Origin of the sequence: Cohnella cellulosilytica, assembly GCF_042431195.1 — a bacterium.
GTDB classification, from domain to species: Bacteria; Bacillota; Bacilli; order Paenibacillales; family Paenibacillaceae; genus Cohnella; species Cohnella cellulosilytica.
On sequence record NZ_JBHMDN010000055.1, the window covers coordinates 101,160 to 118,637 of the forward strand.

Here is a 17,478-nt window from a genome sequence, read left to right on the forward strand (position 1 = left end):
AAGGGTATCCCGCTCTCGTTGGGTAGAGGAGGACATTCCCTGTGAGACCCCATATTGCGGTCATTGACGACGACGAGAAAATTACGGCGCTGCTTCGGCGGAGCCTGGCATTCGAAGGTTACGAAGTAACGACGGCGGCGGACGGCGCGGAAGGACTGAGGCTGCTCGGACAGAAGCAGGCCGACCTGGTCATCCTCGACGTGATGATGCCGAAGATGGACGGCTGGGAGGTGTGCAGAAGGCTGCGCGAGGCGGGCATCGTCTCGCCGATTCTGCTGCTGACCGCCAAGGACGAGGTGTCGGACAGAGTGCGCGGGCTCGATCTGGGCGCCGACGATTACCTGGTGAAGCCGTTCGCGCTCGAGGAGCTGATGGCGCGCGTCAGGGCGCTGCTGCGCCGGCGGCCGGACCGGGCCGAGGACGGCGGGCAGTTCCGTTACGAGGACTTGATCATGGACGTGGACGGAAGGGAAATTATGCGGGGCGATCGCCGTATCGAGCTGACGGCCAAGGAATTCGACCTGCTGCATCTGTTCATGCAAAATCCGAAGCGCGTGCTGTCGCGCGACCTGATCATGGAAAGAATATGGGGCTACGATTACAGCGGAGAATCCAACGTGCTTGAGGTATACGTGGCGATGCTCAGGCAGAAGCTCGAAGAGAACGGGGAGAAAAGGTTGATTCAAACCGTCAGGGGAGCCGGGTACGTCCTGAAGGGAGACAGCTGAGCATGTCGATCCGGCTGCGGTTGACTTTGTGGTATTCGGGACTGCTGGCGGTCACGCTGGTCGCCTTCGGCGTCACGATCTACGGAATCGTTCAGAATAATACGATGTCGTCGCTGAAGGAGCAATTGCGGCGCATCAGCGAGGAAACCCAGATCAGAAGCCAGGGCATTACGGGAGGTCTGAGCGGGGTGCTGAGAAGCGCAATCGATTACAATTCCTTCTTCATCCAGATCGTCAACTATATGCCGACGATCGAAGGGGTCGTCGACGACAAAACGCCGAACATGCGGGCGTCGACGAACCGGCCGGAGCTGACGTTCCCGTATCCGCGACAGAACGAGGTTCGCTCCGGCAAGTACGTTTTCACGAAGCGCGAAGTCGAAGGTATTCCCTTCCTCGTGCTGGAGATACCGATCGGCAGCGACGTCGTCGGCCTGCTGCAGGTCGGCGCCTGGACCGGGCGGGAGGAGCAGCTGCTGCACCAGCTTCGGACGATTCTGTGGTTCGCCGGGGCCGCGGGCCTAATCGCCGCGTTCCTCCTCGGAATGTTCCTCTCGCGCAAGGCGCTGATGCCGATCAATCGCGTGACCGAGGCGGCGGAACGCATTCAGAGCGGCTCGGAGCTCAGCCTCAGAATTCCCAGGGAGAAAGCCAACGACGAGATCGGCCGGCTTACCGACACGCTTAACGCGATGCTGTCGGGCGTGGAGCGGGCGTACAAAAACCTGGAGGATTCCAACGCGGCCCAGAAGCGGTTCGTCTCCGACGCATCGCACGAGCTGCGCACGCCGTTGACGACGATCCGGGGCAACGTGGACCTGCTGGAGAAAATTTGGTCGGACGTCGAGGGGGGACGCCGCGCGACAGAGGATGAAGACGAGGCCGATATGCCGCCGTCCGCCGCTCTGTCCGACATCGAGAAGCGCGACATGTCGCTCGAATCGATTCGCGATATCGCCGACGAAGCCCGCCGCATGAGCGGACTGGTCAATCATCTGCTGTCGCTGGCCAGGGCGGACGCGGGCTACGTGATGGAGATGAGCGACGTCGAGCTGCAGCCGCTGGCGGAAGAGGCGGCAAGAAGGGCCGCGTTCCTTCCGAGAAGGGCGGAGTGGGCGGTCGGCCCGCTGGATGCGCTCGACGGCGTTAAAGTTCGCGGCAATCGCGACTACCTGCTGCAGCTGCTCTTCATCCTGATCGAGAACGGCTTCAAGTACACGCCGTCCGGCAGAGTCAGGCTGTATGCGACGCGGCGGGACAACGCGGTCGGATTGTCGGTGGCCGACACCGGCATCGGCATCGCGGCGGAAGAGGTGCCGCATATTTTCGAGCGTTTCTATCGCGTGGACGTGTCGCGCGGCGAAACGTCGGGCACGGGGCTGGGGCTGTCGATCGCCAAATGGATCGCGGACATGCATCACGCCCGCATCGAGGTGCAGACAAGGCTGGAAGAAGGCACGGTGTTTACGGTGTGGCTGCCTGTTCGAGAGGCGGCCGGACCCGACGGCAAGCTTGCATGATCGCATGGAAAGGGCAGTCCCTCCTTACGGGACTGCCCTTTTTTGCATTCCGGCGACGCTCCTTTCCCCTGTATCGCGAATAGGCTATAATAGATTGCAAGAGAGTCGGAACGCCTACGACTTCGGACCTCTTCGAGGTCGCGCAACAATAAGGGGCGAGAAAGCGGGCGCGGGCAATGCAAGTCGTGAAAATATCGCCGAGGGGCTACTGTTACGGCGTCGTCGATGCGATGGTGTTGGCGCTTCAGACGGCACGCAATCTGGAGCTGCCCAGGCCGATTTATATATTGGGCATGATCGTTCATAATAGTCATGTTACGGAAGCGTTCAAGGAAGAAGGCATCATTACGCTGGACGGCCATGACCGCCTCGATATTTTGGAGCAGATCGACAGCGGCACGGTCATCTTCACCGCTCACGGCGTATCCCCGGAGGTGCGGAGACGGGCCAAGGAGAAGGGGCTGACCGTCGTCGACGCGACGTGCCCGGACGTGACCAAGACGCACGATCTGATCCGGGAGAAGGTCGGAGAAGGCTACGAGGTCGTCTATATCGGCAAAAAGAACCATCCGGAGCCGGAGGGCGCGATCGGCATCGCGCCCGGGCACGTGCACCTGATCGAGCGGGAGGACGATATCGAGAAGCTGGAGCTGAGCACGGAGCGGATTATCATTACGAACCAGACGACGATGTCCCAATGGGATATCCGGCATCTGATGTCGCTGCTGCTGGCCCGGTTCCCTACCGCGGAAATTCATAACGAGATTTGCCTGGCGACGCAGGTTCGCCAGGAAGCCGTTGCCGGGCAAGCCGGAGAAGCGCAGCTGTGCATCGTCGTCGGCGACCCGCGCAGCAACAATTCCAACCGGCTCGCGCAGGTATCCCAGGAGATCGCCGGCGTTCCCGCCTATCGCGTCGCGGACGTCTCCGAGATCAAGCAGGAATGGCTGCAGGGACTCGAGCGCGTGGCCGTCACCTCGGGAGCTTCCACGCCTACCGCTCTGACGAAGGAAGTGATCGCCTATATCGAGCAGTTCGACTCCGCGGACCCGTCGACCTGGCCGATCAAACGAACCGTTAATCCGAATAAGCTGTTGCCGAACGTCAAGGTCAAATCAGCAGGGACGAGTCAGTAAGGGCGGCTTCGCGGTCGTCTGCGTCATGGAAGGGAGCATCCTATGCGTCGGCTACATTCGGTTATGCGCTGGTTGAAATACAAATATATTATGCTGCTCAGGGCCAAGGGCGGCGCTTCGATCGTCGCGATGGGCTTCGCGATCGGCATCGCCGTCGAGATGTTCACGCTGCCGACGCTCGGAGTCGCCTTCGTGTTGATCTTCCCGCTCTGCGTCCTGCTCAGAGGCAATTTGCCGGCGGCGCTGATCGGCTTCGTCATCGGCAAGATCATCTACATCCCGATGATGTATCCGAATTCCAAGGTGGGGGGCTGGATTCTGCCGAAGCATCTCAGCATTCATCTGCCGCTCGTGCCGGAATGGATCAATCGCCTGCTGTTGACGAATCTCAAGCTGATCGTCGGAGGGGCGGTCGACGGCGTGCTGCTCGGACTGCTCTGCTATTTTCCCATCCGCTACAGTCTGAACGTCTACAAGGCCCGGCGCAGAGATAAGCGCAAGCTGATTCGCGCCCGCATGGAGGCCAAAGTATAGGAGCGAAGCTTCGAAGCGATTACGGCAACGAGAAGACGAAAGGGCTCTATGCACTTAAGGGTTGACATGGAGCCCTTTTATCCTCTATATTTACTTTAGTGCTTAAAAGCGTATAAGCGTCACAGCGTATACGCGTTAAAATATTCAGGAGAGTGAATGTCATGATCGTGATAACTTCCCCGCATATCTCAGAAGAGCGGATTACCGAAATCGTACGCCACATCGAGCAGTCCGGCGTGCAGGCGCACGTGTCCCGCGGAACCGACCGGACCGTCATCGGCATTATCGGCAAAGCGGAGCCGTCGCTCGCTGAACATATTCGTTCGATGCAAGGCGTAGAGAACGTCATTAAAATCTCGAAGTCCTATAAGCTCGCAAGCCGGGATTTCCATCCGGACGATACGATCATCGAGATCAAGGGCGTCAAGATCGGCGGCGACAATCTTGTCGTTATGGGAGGCCCCTGCGCCGTGGAGACGCCCGAGCAGATCGACGAGATCGCCCGTCTCGTCAAGGCGGCGGGCGGCCAGGTGCTTCGCGGCGGGGCGTTCAAGCCGCGCACCGGTCCTTACAGCTTCCAGGGCATCGGCATCGAAGGACTCAAGTGGATGAAGGAAGCGGGAGAGAAATACGGGCTGATCACGATTACCGAAGTGATGGCGCCGGAATTCGTCGACGTCTGCGCGGAGTATGCGGACATTATGCAGGTCGGAACGCGGAACATGCAGAACTTCGACCTGCTGCGCAAGCTGGGGACGATTCAAAATCCCGTCCTGCTCAAACGCGGCTTCAGCGCGACCTATGACGAGTGGCTTAACGCGGCCGAGTACATCTTGGCGGGCGGCAATCCGAACGTGATGCTCTGCGAACGCGGCATCCGCACGTTCGAGACGTATACCCGCAACACGTTCGATCTGACGGCGATCCCGGTCGTTCAGCAATTGTCCCATCTGCCGGTCATCGCCGATCCGAGCCATGCGACGGGCCGCCGCGAGCTGGTCGAGACGATGACGAAAGCCTCGGTAGCGGCGGGGGCGAACGGCCTTATCATCGAAATGCACACCGATCCGGACAATTCCGCGACGGGAGACGGCGTGCAGTCGCTGTTCCCGGACCAGTTCGCGAACCTGTTGAAGGAGCTCGAACAGCTCGCTCCTCTGCTCGGCAAAAGGTTCGACACGGAGAAGGCGCCGGCCGAAGCCTTCGCAACCTGGATCAAATAAAAGAGGAACCATCTGAAGAGTCGTCCGTTTTTCGGAGCCATCCGAAAATGCGGCGGCTCTTTCGCATGATCGGGGATGTTCGTTCGGAAAGCGGGGGAACGGATGAGGGGAGGGAAGCTGACGGGGGATAGATAAACACGGCAAACCGCCGAAAGTCGAATCTTTCGAAAGGCGGCAATGTCAGCTTTTTCACGTTTATTTTCGTAAGCGCATACATAAAACGGACGGAATCCAGCCGCGGCTTCCGGCGTCCGGTATGGAATTTGTCTATTTTGTAAGAATTGCTAACATGAACGAAAAAAATACCTGACATAAGTATTGACGCTCATTTTTCAGGGTTTTATAATAACTTCATAAAGTTCGGCGAAAACTTGAACGTTCTTTAGGGTAAATGAGCCGAATGTTCGGATATGGGGAGGAAATTCAAATGTCAGCGCAGCAAGTATTGGAACTCATCAAAGAAAAGAATATCGAATTCGTAGATTTCCGGTTTATCGATCTTAGCGGACGCGCTCATCATATTACGGTGCCTGCTTCCGAAGTGGAAGCGGAAACGTTCGAGAACGGGGTCGCTTTCGACGGTTCCTCGATTTCCGGCTTCCGCGGCATCGAAGAGTCGGACATGGTCATGATGCCCGATACCGAATCCGTCTACGTCGATCCGTTCACGGCGCATTCGACCCTGATCGTCGTTTGTAACATTCATACTCCGGATGGGCAGCGCTACGATCGCGACCCGCGTTCGATCGCCCATAAGGCTGAAGAATATTTGCAAAAATCCGGCGTGGGATCGGCCGCGTTCTTCGCTCCGGAATCCGAATTTTTCATTTTCGACGACGTCCGTTACGAGTCTTCGATGAACGCATCCTCTTACTTCGTCGATTCCGAAGAGGCGGCATGGAACACGAATCGCAAAGAGGAAGGCGGCAACTCCGGCTTTAAGGTAGGCGTGAAGGGCGGCTACGTTCCGGTATCCCCGATCGATGCCCAGCAGGACATCCGCAGCGAAATGGTCCGTCAATTGCAGGAAAGCGGTCTTCGCGTCGAACGTCACCACCACGAGGTAGCGACGGCCGGCCAGGCGGAAATCAACTTCCGTTTCGATACGCTGACGAAAACGGCTGACAACCTTATGAAATATAAATATATCGTGCATAACGTAGCCCGCCAGTTCGGCAAAACGGCTACGTTCATGCCGAAGCCGCTGTTCGGCGACAACGGAAGCGGAATGCACGTTCACCAATCGATCTTTAACGAAGGCGAGCCGCTGTTCTACGAGAAGGGCGGATACGCGAACCTGAGCCAGATGGCGCTGCATTACATCGGCGGCATACTGCACCACGCGCCGGCGCTGATCGCGATCACGAACCCGTCCACGAACTCGTTCAAGCGTCTGGTGCCCGGTTACGAAGCTCCGGTCAACCTCGTGTATTCGAAGGGCAACCGCTCCGCCGCGGTTCGGATTCCGGTTGCGGCCGTTACGCCGAAAGGCTGCCGCATCGAGTTCCGCACGCCGGACTCCACGGCCAACCCTTATCTGGCGTTCTCCGCGATGCTGATGGCCGGCCTGGACGGCATCAAGCGCAAAATCGATCCTTCGGCGCTGGGCTTCGGTCCGTTCGACACGAACATCTACGAGCTGTCCGAAGATCAGAAGAAAGAGATCCGCAGCGTTCCGGGCTCGCTGGACGAAGCGCTTGACGCGCTGGAAGCCGACCACGACTTCCTGACGGAAGGCGGCGTATTCTCCAAGGACTTCATCGAGAACTACGTGAGCTTCAAGCGCGCGGAAGCCAAAGCGGTCGCCATTCGGGTTCACCCGCACGAGTTCAGCCTGTATTACGATTGCTAATCGCATCAACGCCCTTGCACTGCGCAGTCTTCCTCCTCCGGGAGGGGGGCTGCGTTTTTAAATTGCACAAAAGACGAAAGTTTCATAATGTTGGTATCGCTTTCGTTCGGAAATACGACGATATTTTGGGGGATTACGACGGATAAAGGTTGCCGAGCGGCGCAAAGCTTTGATATGATTAGCCTATTATGAATTCAAACAAGGTGGGGACGAGATGGCCAACCGCGCTTACAATTTTAACGCCGGCCCGGCGGCATTGCCGCTCGACGTGCTGCAGAACGCGCAGAAGCAATTTGTCGAATACGGGGACAGCGGCATGTCTTTGATGGAGATGTCCCATCGGGGAGCGATCTACGAGAAAGTCCATTTCGAGACGGAAGCGCTGCTGCGGGAGCTGCTCGCCATTCCGGAAGGCTATAAGGTATTGTTCGTCCAAGGCGGGGGCAGCACGCAGTTCGCCATGGTGCCGATGAACCTGCTGCGCGCGGGCTCCGCCGCAGCTTACGTGGCGACGGGAAGCTGGGCGACGAAAGCGATCGAAGAAGCGAAGCAGTTCGGAGAGGTCGCGATCGCCGCTTCCTCGGAAGCCGATTCGTACAAGCGTATCCCCGCGATCGGAGAGCTGAAGGTGCCGGCCAACGCCGCTTACTTGCACCTGACGTCCAACGAAACGATCGAAGGAACGCAGTGGACGGAGTTTCCGGATACGGGCAGCGTGCCGCTTGTCGGCGATATGTCGAGCGATATTTTGTGCCGTCCCCTCGACGTGTCGAAGTTTGGCCTGATCTACGCCGGCGCGCAGAAAAATCTCGGACCTTCCGGCGTGACCATCGTCATTATCCGCGAGGATCTGATCGCCAAGCCCGAAGGCGTCGTGCCGACGATGCTGCGCTACGCGACGCACGCCAAGGCGGATTCGCTCTACAATACGCCTCCTACGTTCGCGATCTATATGGTAGGCGAAGTGCTCAAATGGGTGAAGGCCAACGGCGGAGCGGCCGGCATGGAGGCGCGCAATCGCGAGAAGGCGGAGCTGCTGTACGATACGATCGATACCAGCGGCGGTTTCTTCCGCGGCTTCGCGGAAGCCGGCAGCCGTTCGCTCATGAACGTCACGTTCCGTATGGCGAGCGAGGAGCTGGAGAAGCAGTTCGTCAAGGAGTCCGAAGCCCAAGGCTTCATCGGGCTGAAGGGACACCGCAGCGTCGGCGGCTTGCGCGCTTCGATCTATAACGCCGTGCCGCCGGAGAGCGTCCAGGCGTTGGCGGGCTTCATGCGCGATTTCCAAAGCCGCAACGGTTAAGCAGCGCCGATTAGTCGGGCTTCCTCCGGTCGTCGCTTGATGGCGGAGGACAGTCCTTCGAGTTTGGATGCGGGAAGAGAGGCGACAACGATGCCGTTTCACATTGTGCTCGTGAATCCGGAAATTCCGGCGAATACGGGCAATATCGCCAGAACCTGCGCCGCTACCGGAACGCATCTTCACCTGGTGCGGCCGCTCGGCTTCTCGACCGACGACAAGGTGCTGAAGAGGGCGGGACTGGACTACTGGCATTCCGTTCATATCACCTATTACGACTCGTTCGAGGAAGTGACGGAAGCCCATGCCGGAGCCCGGTTTTTTTTCGCGAGCACTCGGGTGACGAAACGTTACACGGACTTCGAATTCCGCGACGGAGATTTCTTTGTTTTCGGACGGGAGACGAAAGGGCTGCCGCAGGACATGCTGGACGCCCACGCCGATACGTGCATGACTATTCCGATGACGGACAAGGTTCGGTCGCTGAACCTGGCCAATTCGGCGGCAATTGTCGTATTCGAGGCGCTGCGGCAAAACGATTTCCCTTTAGCGTGACGTCCTTATTCGACATTATTCCCGAAATTTCGAGATTAAATGTCGAAAATTGCATAATTCTAAGCAAATTGGATAAACGGAAGGGAATCGGAAGTGGATATAGAACGGTATAAAGTGGTCAAAGAGGCTAAAAGGTTTCGAGACACCAGCAAGATTAGCGTATGAATGGAGGAACTGCATTGAAACCTGCAGGCGTAGTTCGTAAAGTGGATCAATTGGGGAGAATTGTTCTTCCGAAATCGTTGCGCAAACGATACCAAATGAATGAAGGGGACCCCGTAGAGATATTGGTTCAAGGCGATCATATCATATTGGAACGTTACCGGCCCCGCTGCGTGTTCTGCTCTTCGATGGAAGGCGTCGGAGAATTCAAGGAGCGCTACGTATGCGCTGCTTGCGTCAAAGAAATGCAAGGGCTGTAAACATAACCGACACGAAGAAAGCCGTCCTCGTCCGAGGGCGGCTTTCGTCTATGTACGCGCACAAAAAACAAGACCGGAACCTTCCGGTTCCGGTCTTGTCGGCGGCTATGATCAGAGGCCTTTGGTTTTATCATCGTTATACGAAGACGTCAAAATGGAACCGATGAACAACGCCATGATGAGAACGACGATCCAGAATTTGTGGGACATCCCGAAGATCATCACCTGCTGCGCCGCTTCGCCTGCTGTCGAAAGGAACATATCCTACACCTCCGATTAACTACCCTTTATTATAACCAACCCTTGTCAAAAAGAAAACGCAAAAAGTTGTGAACAAACTCGAATAGTTGATGATCTCCGTTCGCCGGGCATATAAATGAAACCATGGCCCACATCGCAAGGGGAGGGGATCGCCGTGAGTTCAATCATTAATTGGATGGGCGGATGGCCCAAAGAAGGACTCGTCTCCGCGTCCGACTGGGAAGATCGCGTGGAAGCCGCGGCCGCGGATTTGGCGGCGGAGGAGTTCGGTTCGGGGCGGCGAGAAGCGGGCGGCTTCCGGGAAGAGAAGCTGAGGGAGCAATTTGCCGGAAGCTTGCTGCAAGGAAGGGTCGGGGGGAACGGCGGCCGCATCCGGTTTACGAAAGGGGCGGACGGAGCGTTAAGCTGGATGATCGGGGAAGCGCTGGAGCCCGGAGACGTCGTTCTGACCGAGCGGCTTACGTCGCGCACGGCTCTGCAAGCGTTTCGCAAGGCGGGAATGCGGGTGGAAGCGGTCGACGGGGACCGAAAAGGAATGGACCCGGAAGCGTTGACGAACGCCCTGTTCCGATATCGGCCGAAGCTGGTCTACGTCGCTCCGTCCTGCACGGAGCCCGAGGGGACGCAGTGGAGCGGGGAGCGGATGGCCGCCGTCCGCCATCGGTGCCGGGAAGCGGGCGTGCTGCTCGTTACCGACGACAGGCAGGAAATGCTGCTCTACGAGCCGTCTCCAAGCCATCCGGCGCAGCAGAGCCGCATGGACTCGGGCGTGCTGTCGATCGGTCAGCTTCCGCCGGGCTTGATCGCGGGCGCGCGCGTCGGATGGATCGCCGGAACCGCGGACGTTTTCAATCGGCCTTCGCTTGCGGGAGAAGAGAACGCGAGGAAATACGCGCTCGGTCCGATCGAGCAGCGGGCGCTGTCGGGCTTGATCGCGGAGCAGCCGCTCGAGCCGCTGCTGGAGATGCTGCGGATTCAATGCCGCGAGCGCAAGAGAAGGATGACGGAGCAGCTGGCCCGGCAAGACATCGAGAATTTGGGCTGGACGGAGCCGCGGGGCGGGCTTCATCTGTGGCTGACGCTTCCGCCCGGCCTGGACGGGGAAGCGCTGCTGCGCGACGCTTGGCTTAAGGGCGTGATCTTCCAGCCGGGCGCGCCGTTCTTCACCAAGGATCCGAAGCCGAACACGATCCGAATTACCCACGCCTTCGCCGACGACCGGCAGATTCGCCAAGGCGTGGCGAGGCTGGCGGAGAGCATCGGAGAGTTTACGGGGAGATGGTCGCGCAGCTGATCAGCCCGGGTTGGCCGTCGCGTAGAGGCGATCGTCCCGCACGACGACTCCGCGATTAATCAGACCATGGTCGGGATCGTTGAGGCAAGCCCCGGTCTCCCCGTGGAAGGTCCAGAAATGAAGCGGACAATAAAACACGTTCTCGTGGGGACGAATGTCTCCCCCGGCATGGGGGCAGACTGCCATCAGCAGGCGGTACTCTCCGCCGGAGCCGCGAACCAGCCAATAAGGCGTTCCGTCCACTGTCACCTCGGCGGGCAGAGCGGCATAGGCTGCCGCAGGACCGAGATCAATCGGATACGGCTCGTCGTTCATCGGCCGGCAGCTCCTTTCCTTCCGGATGGGCTTCCGGCGAACTCCCGGCATAGTCGTTCGCCCACGGGTACTGCCGCGCCCATACCCGAACGACGTGCTCGTATTCTCTTAACGCCGCTTCTCCCGTCGGCGTCAGCTCGTACACGCCCTTGCTGATCCGTCTGAACCAGCCGTAATAATTTTCGCGAAGCATCGCGCCCGCGTTGGGGCAGTTCGTCCAATCGCGGATTTGGCGCGGCGCGGAGGGACCGTGGCAGATCAGCGCCAGCGCGCACTGGATCGCTCTCTCCCGGTAGGCGGTAACGAGCTTCCGCTTCGTGCTTCCTCCGACATTGTAATCTCCGCTTCGCGCGTTGAACTCCTTCAGCAGCTTGCCCGCTTTGACCTTGTTTCGTCTCCCCGTCGGCAGGCCGTAAGCCTCCGTCGTCTCCGCCGCTCCCGCTGCCCCCGTGGCCAGGGAGAAGCTTGCGGAGACGGGAGAAGGGGAGAAGCTGCGGATTTCCGCAGGCTCGCACCAGACGTCGACGACGGGAGATTTCGTGCGGTAGAAGGTAACGGTCATAAACCCCAGATTCAGTCTTCTGCACAGCTGGGTAATCTCGTTGAACCTCTGGTTGTGCGCCCCTTTTTTTACGCGATTCCGTTCCACGGCGAGCCACACCGCCGCCCCGGTCTTCTGCCGGTCGATCCCTTGAAGGAGCAGCGGGAGCGTAAACGTTTTTTTCATTTCGACGATCGTTGCGACAGGTTCGCCTTCATCCTCGGGACGGTAGGCGACCAGGTCGCAGCCGCGGATTTCCGCTTTGACTTCGTACCCTCGGGAGGCGAAGAAGCTTTTGACCGGCGGGTACAGCTCGGTTTCCAGTTTGACGGCCAAGGCGAAATCTCCTCCTGGTCAGGTTGCGTAATTGCGATTTATCGCCATTATAGCATATGGGACATGGGCATTTGGCCATGACACCGAATGTCAGGTCAAATTCGTCCTGCTCCCCGCATAAGATTAGATTACGTCAAGTTCAGAGTAGAGAAAGCTGCGAGGAGGAAGCGGCATGGACATCTTCAGTCGGATCTCAGAGTATCGGGCCGAGAGTGAGAAGCTAGGCTGGTCGGGGACCTTTCGGGATTACATCGACATTCTTCGCCGCGACAATTCTCCGGCGATGACCGCTCACGCCCGGGTTTACGATATGATCGTGTCCCACGGGGTGGAAGAATCGGGCGGAAGCAAAAAATATAAGTTTTTCAATTCCGAGATTTTCGGGTTGGATCAGACGATGGAAAAGCTGGTGGAGGAATATTTTCACTCCGCCGCAAGAAGACTTGACGTGCGTAAAAGAATTTTGCTGCTCATGGGACCCGTCAGCGGGGGCAAATCGACGATCGTAACGCTGCTTAAGAAAGGGCTCGAACAGTATTCCCGGACGCCGAGGGGAGCCGTCTACGCGATTAAGGGCTGTCCGATGCAGGAGGACCCTCTGCACCTGATTCCGGAAGAGCTGCGGCCGGAAATCGAGAAGGAACTGGGCGTGCGGATCGAAGGGGACCTGTGTCCGTCCTGCCAGATGAGGCTGAAGACGGAATTTAACGGCGACATCGAGAAGGTCCCGATCGAGCGCGTGCTCATCTCCGAGAAAAACCGCGTCGGCATCGGCACGTTCAGCCCTTCCGATCCGAAATCCCAGGACATCGCCGATTTGACCGGAAGCATCGACTTCTCGACGATTACGGAATACGGCTCGGAATCCGATCCGCGGGCTTACCGTTTCGACGGAGAGCTGAACAAAGCCAACCGGGGCTTGATGGAGTTCCAGGAAATGCTCAAGTGCGACGAGAAATTTCTGTGGAATTTGCTCTCTCTGACGCAGGAGGGCAACTTCAAGGCCGGCAGGTTCGCGTTGATCAGCGCGGACGAGATGATCGTTGCGCATACGAATGAATCGGAGTACAAAGCGTTTATCGCCAACAAGAAGAACGAGGCGCTGCAGTCGCGGATGATCGTGATGCCGATTCCGTACAATCTGAAGGTGTCCGAGGAAGAGAAGATTTACAAGAAGCTGATCGGCCAATCCGACATGAGCCATATCCATATCGCGCCGCATGCGCTGCGGGCCGCGGCGATTTTCTCGATTCTGACCCGTCTCAAGGAATCGAAGAAGCAGGGGATGGATCTGATCAAGAAAATGCGGATGTACGACGGCGAAGAGGTGGAAGGCTACAAGGAAGCCGATCTGAAGGAGATGCAGAACGAATTCACCGAGGAGGGCATGTCCGGCATCGATCCGCGCTACGTGATCAACCGGATCTCCAGCGCGCTGATCAAGCACGATCTGCCGTGCATTAACGCTCTCGACGTCCTGCGGGCGCTGAAGGAAGGGCTTGACCAGCATCCGTCGATCACCAAGGAGGAACGGGAGAAGTATCTAAACTACATCTCCGTCGCGCGCAAGGAGTACGACAACCTGGCCAAAAAGGAAATTCAGAAGGCGTTCGTCTATTCGTTCGAGGAATCCGCCCGCACGCTGTTCGAGAACTATCTGGACAATATCGAAGCGTACTGCAATTGGTCGAAGATCAAAGACCCGCTGACCGGCGAAGAGATGGACCCGGACGAGAGGCTGATGCGCTCGATCGAGGAGCAGATCGGCGTATCGGAGAACGCGAAGAAGGCGTTCCGCGAGGAAATTCTCATTCGGCTGTCGGCGTATTCCCGCAAGGGCAAGAAATTCGACTACAGCATGCACGACCGGCTCCGCGAGGCGATCGAGAAGAAGCTGTTCACCGATCTCAAGGACATCGTGAAAATCACGACCTCGACGAAGACGCCCGACGAGAGCCAGCTCAAGCGCATCAACGAAGTGACGAAGCGGCTCATCGACGAGCACGGCTATTGCCCGGTATGCGCCAACGAGCTGCTGCGGTATGTCGGCAGCCTGCTGAACCGCTGAGGCGCAGGGATAGGCGCTCGATTAACGGTCTGTTGGACCGTTAAATGATGGCGCTGGGCAGGCTGCGGCTGATTAACGGTCTGCTGGATCGTTAAATGTTCGAACGGGGCCGATGGTGGCCGGATAGCGTTCCGATGGACCGTTAAATGTTGGCGTTGGGCGGGTTGCGGCTGATTAACGGTCTGCTGGACCGTCACTTCAGAGCCTGGATCAGTTTTTTCAGCAACGTGCCGTTGAAGTCTTGGCTGATCTCCCAGGCGACGGCGCCTCCAAGTCCTTTGGCTTTAATATAGCCGGTTTTGTAAGCGAGCGATTCGGGATCTTCGTAGGTGACGAAGGTCCCGGTCGTCTTCCGGTACAGCCATGGCACTTTGGCGACGTCGTCCCAGTACCGCACAAAGCCGTTGCCGTCGATCCAGCCTTGCTTCTCCAAATTTCCGTACTCGTGAACGCCCGCGGAGTTTACGCCTCCGGACAAGCCGCTGCAAGACTGCCCCAGTCCGTTCCCGGACGCCTCGCATCCGGTCCAGCCTCTTCCGTACAAAGGGATGCCCAATACAAGCTTGTTCGCGGGAACGCCCGCTTTCAGAAAGGCGTTAACCGTATCGTTCGCGCTCGCACCGGAAGTTGCGGGTCGCTTCGGATCGGAGTACAAGGGGGCATGATGGTTGGCGGTCTTCTCCCAGCTTCCGTGATAATCGTACGTCATCAGGTTGATCCAATCGACAAGGGTCGCTGCCTTGTCCATCTCCGTGTTGGCGATATAGCTTGAAGAAGCTCCCGCGGCAATGGTGAGGAGGTAGCGGGTGCCGTCTTTTTTCTGCGCTTCGTCCAGTTTTTCCCGAAGCTCCTTCAGCAGCAAAGTAAAGTTGCGCTTATCCTCCGGCCGCGTTCGATTCGAGGACAAGCCTCCGGCCACCGGGTATTCCCAATCGAGATCGACGCCGTCGAATCCGTGCTCCCGAATGAATCGCACCGCGCTTGCCGCGAACTTGGTTCTCGATGCGGCGGTCAGGGCGACGTCGGAGAAGAGGCCGGACCAGTTCCAGCCGCCTACGCTGATCAAAGCCTTAAACGACGGATTGATTTTCTTGATCCGCTGCAGTTCGGCGAAATTGGCGCGATCCGTCGAGGCGTCGCCCATAACGACTTCGCCGCTCTGAATGTTGGCGAACGCGTAGTTGACGTGGGTAATTCCGGATACGGCCAAACTCGCCAAGCCGAGCTTCTGATAGGAAGCCCAATACGGAAAATAAGCCACGATCCGATAGGGGGAAATCGCCGGCGTTACGCCCGGACCGGTCAAAGCGACCGTGTTTGCGGCAGCGGACCAACCGACTTGCAGACCTAATAGAGCAGAGACGGAACGCACGGGAAGAAACAACGTCGAATTCGAGAGAATCGGAGCGTCGGAGAGCGACATTTTATTTCCATTGAGAGCCGCTCCCGTTTTTCCAACCTCCATATCAACGACAGCGTCCGAACGGAACAGCTTGAACCTGGTCTTGTCCAGCCATTGCACCTGCCATCCGACGGCGTTCAACAGAGGACGGGCCTGAACGTACGTAACGCCGTTCCTGATGAAGGGACTCGCTGAAAACTCGATTTCCTTACCGTTGTATGTAACTTGAATTTCGTTGCCGGCGTTTCCAGGCGGCATTGGAAGCAGCTGTACGGCCAAAATAATGATCAGCAGAGCAACGCGGAATAAAGTTCGATGTCGATTCACTAGAATGTTCCTCCCAATCGGCGGCGCCATATGGCGTGATCCGATAGAAATGCAGCGTTTCTATCTATTTTCCCGGTTGGAAGGAGTCTCGTAAATGTCAAAATATTGGATGGAAAAAGGTTGAGCGTATATGTAGCTAGGCTGCTTCACACGTTCGCGTCCGGAAGGCAAACTTTGAATACGGTCAGCCCCTCCTTCTCGTCGGACGTCAGGTCCAGCGATCCCTTGTAATGTTTCACTCTCTCCTGGACGATGGCAAGCCCCAATCCGCTATGCCCCTCGCCTTTCGTCGTATATCCCGGTTGGAAAATATGCTGTTGATCGTTCTTCGTTATGGCGCGGCCGCGGTTGGACACTTGAAGCTCGATCGATCCGTCCTCCAGAGAACGAATGGAAGCGAAGACGCTCCGCTCGCTGGGGGGAAGGCTCATCGCTTCGTCGAACGCGTTGTCCACGAGGTTGCCCATAATTTTAATAATATCGATCACCTTAACCGCCGTTTCGCCGGAGTCCCATCTGTCGGGCAGCTCGTACGCAAAATCGATGCCTTTGCCGATCGAGACGGCCGTCTTCGCTTGAATGAAAGCCGCGAGCGCCGGAGACGAATGGTGAACGATGTCGCTCACATCCCGGGTCTCCTTGACCAAATCCGCCACGTAATTCTTTAACTGGTCCATTTTACCCATTTGCACCATCGTGTGGATCACCTGAACATGATTAAGAAAATCGTGCCTCTGCCCGCGGATCGACGTAAACATATCGTTAATATCGTCGATATACACCTCCTGCGTCGTTCTTGCGGCCTGCTCTCTTGTCCGGACGAGCAGGCGGATGATCGATACAAGGACTAGTAAGCTGAGGAGTGCAGCCAGGTTGAATAATATTGAGTTAAGAACGACATTGTCTTTGTCGGGAGTGGTCTGGATAAGCTGGATGACGGCCAAAAGGAAAAACTGCACCAGCATTAGCGAAATTACCTTGGTTAACGTGCTTTTATCCCCTTCCATAATGAAACGGAAGAATCTTTTAAGCGAGAAGAGATTCCTTTTTCGAATGAACCAAGATAAAATCAACAAAACAATCAAAATAGGATAAAGAATAGAGATCATTTGACCTAAGTTTTCTCTGAGCATGTTTTGATGGGAGAGGTTCCCGTAAACTTGAGTAATAATTGAAATCAAAATAAAGTCCAATAGAATACTCAAAAAAAACGCAAAAAATAAGAGATAGATTTTATGCTTTACACTTATTTCTCTGAAAATAGCAAACGTCAAAACGGTAGCCGCGAGAACGGAGTTTACAAGATGAATCGGCAGCGGAAGAAACAGAACGAAAAAATCTGTATAGATCGAGTGAATAAACGTGAGCAACAGCAAACGACTAAGCAGCTTGGGCGGCTGTCTATCCAGAAATGAAAAACAAAACAACCAGTATACGAAAGCTTGAGGCTGGGCTACCAGCAGATCAAGTTTTATGAAATATATCAAGTCGTCCATAAACGCAGGAGTCCCCTCTTAAATTAAGGTGTCAATTTTCATATCTCTTTTATACCATGGAAAACTTGTAAAATGTTGATTTATAGATTTTCAAGTGTTCCAGAAACGAAAATTGTGGATGCGTTTCCTATGAAAAATGATAAAATAGAATCAGGACCTTTACATCAA

The 17,478-nt window shown here is 56.8% G+C and carries 16 protein-coding genes; 11 read left to right on the forward strand and 5 right to left on the reverse strand.

Annotated features, from left to right (window positions below):
* Positions 1-41: 41 nt before the first annotated feature.
* The 9 genes from ACFFT4_RS28700 to ACFFT4_RS28740 all read left to right on the forward strand — a co-directional run bounded on the left by ACFFT4_RS28700 (position 42) and on the right by ACFFT4_RS28740 (position 9,270).
* Positions 42-728 (forward strand): response regulator transcription factor, encoded by a 687-nt coding sequence (locus ACFFT4_RS28700; RefSeq protein WP_378052542.1) that lies wholly within the window; start codon positions 42-44, stop codon positions 726-728.
* Between the two features lie 2 nt (positions 729-730).
* Entirely contained in the window at positions 731-2,248 is a 1,518-nt protein-coding gene (locus ACFFT4_RS28705) for a sensor histidine kinase (protein WP_378052543.1), read from the forward strand.
* A gap of 176 nt (positions 2,249-2,424) precedes the next feature.
* The gene (locus tag ACFFT4_RS28710) at positions 2,425-3,384 is read left to right on the forward strand and encodes a 4-hydroxy-3-methylbut-2-enyl diphosphate reductase (protein ID WP_378052544.1); all 960 of its coding nucleotides are present in this window, start codon (positions 2,425-2,427) and stop codon (positions 3,382-3,384) included.
* A gap of 42 nt (positions 3,385-3,426) precedes the next feature.
* On the forward strand, positions 3,427-3,918 hold the full coding sequence (locus tag ACFFT4_RS28715; RefSeq protein WP_378052545.1) for a DUF2062 domain-containing protein: 492 nt from the start codon (positions 3,427-3,429) through the stop codon (positions 3,916-3,918).
* 161 nt (positions 3,919-4,079) lie between these two features.
* Positions 4,080-5,141: a 3-deoxy-7-phosphoheptulonate synthase gene (aroF, locus tag ACFFT4_RS28720; protein WP_378052547.1), complete on the forward strand. Its 1,062-nt coding sequence runs from the start codon at positions 4,080-4,082 to the stop codon at positions 5,139-5,141.
* A 427-nt stretch (positions 5,142-5,568) separates the two neighbouring features.
* Positions 5,569-6,993, forward strand: a complete 1,425-nt coding sequence (glnA, locus tag ACFFT4_RS28725; protein WP_378052548.1) for a type I glutamate--ammonia ligase — start codon at positions 5,569-5,571, stop codon at positions 6,991-6,993.
* A 214-nt stretch (positions 6,994-7,207) separates the two neighbouring features.
* A complete protein-coding gene (gene serC, locus ACFFT4_RS28730) occupies positions 7,208-8,296 on the forward strand; it encodes a 3-phosphoserine/phosphohydroxythreonine transaminase (RefSeq protein WP_378052549.1) in 1,089 nt (362 codons plus the stop codon).
* Positions 8,297-8,386: 90 nt separating this feature from the next.
* Positions 8,387-8,848: a tRNA (uridine(34)/cytosine(34)/5-carboxymethylaminomethyluridine(34)-2'-O)-methyltransferase TrmL gene (gene trmL / locus ACFFT4_RS28735; RefSeq protein ID WP_378052550.1), complete on the forward strand. Its 462-nt coding sequence runs from the start codon at positions 8,387-8,389 to the stop codon at positions 8,846-8,848.
* A gap of 179 nt (positions 8,849-9,027) precedes the next feature.
* A complete protein-coding gene (locus tag ACFFT4_RS28740; protein WP_378052551.1) occupies positions 9,028-9,270 on the forward strand; it encodes an AbrB/MazE/SpoVT family DNA-binding domain-containing protein in 243 nt (80 codons plus the stop codon).
* Positions 9,271-9,381: 111 nt separating this feature from the next.
* Here ACFFT4_RS28740 and ACFFT4_RS28745 read toward each other — a convergent pair whose 3' ends face one another.
* Positions 9,382-9,531 (reverse strand): hypothetical protein, encoded by a 150-nt coding sequence (locus tag ACFFT4_RS28745; RefSeq protein WP_378052837.1) that lies wholly within the window; start codon positions 9,529-9,531, stop codon positions 9,382-9,384.
* Between the two features lie 154 nt (positions 9,532-9,685).
* On the opposite strand from ACFFT4_RS28745, the gene ACFFT4_RS28750 reads away from it, so the two are divergent.
* Positions 9,686-10,825 (forward strand): aminotransferase class I/II-fold pyridoxal phosphate-dependent enzyme, encoded by a 1,140-nt coding sequence (locus ACFFT4_RS28750; RefSeq protein ID WP_378052552.1) that lies wholly within the window; start codon positions 9,686-9,688, stop codon positions 10,823-10,825.
* Here the strand turns inward: ACFFT4_RS28750 and ACFFT4_RS28755 are convergent, their stop codons facing one another.
* Complete coding sequence (locus ACFFT4_RS28755) at positions 10,826-11,140, reverse strand: Rieske (2Fe-2S) protein (RefSeq protein WP_378052554.1); 315 nt, start codon at positions 11,138-11,140, stop codon at positions 10,826-10,828.
* On the reverse strand, positions 11,115-12,017 hold the full coding sequence (locus ACFFT4_RS28760; protein ID WP_378052555.1) for a DUF2161 domain-containing phosphodiesterase: 903 nt from the start codon (positions 12,015-12,017) through the stop codon (positions 11,115-11,117). The genes ACFFT4_RS28755 and ACFFT4_RS28760 overlap by 26 nt, the downstream gene beginning before the upstream one ends.
* Before the next feature lie 172 nt (positions 12,018-12,189).
* Between ACFFT4_RS28760 and ACFFT4_RS28765 the strand changes: the two genes are divergently transcribed.
* Positions 12,190-14,085, forward strand: coding sequence for an ATP-dependent protease PrkA (locus tag ACFFT4_RS28765; RefSeq protein WP_378052556.1), 1,896 nt, complete (start codon positions 12,190-12,192; stop codon positions 14,083-14,085).
* Positions 14,086-14,278: 193 nt separating this feature from the next.
* Here the strand turns inward: ACFFT4_RS28765 and ACFFT4_RS28770 are convergent, their stop codons facing one another.
* Together ACFFT4_RS28770 and ACFFT4_RS28775 are read right to left on the reverse strand one after the other, a co-directional pair.
* Positions 14,279-15,814: a glycosyl hydrolase family 18 protein gene (locus tag ACFFT4_RS28770; protein ID WP_378052557.1), complete on the reverse strand. Its 1,536-nt coding sequence runs from the start codon at positions 15,812-15,814 to the stop codon at positions 14,279-14,281.
* A 146-nt stretch (positions 15,815-15,960) separates the two neighbouring features.
* Entirely contained in the window at positions 15,961-16,779 is an 819-nt protein-coding gene (locus ACFFT4_RS28775) for a sensor histidine kinase (protein ID WP_378052559.1), read from the reverse strand.
* Positions 16,780-17,478 lie beyond the last annotated feature (699 nt).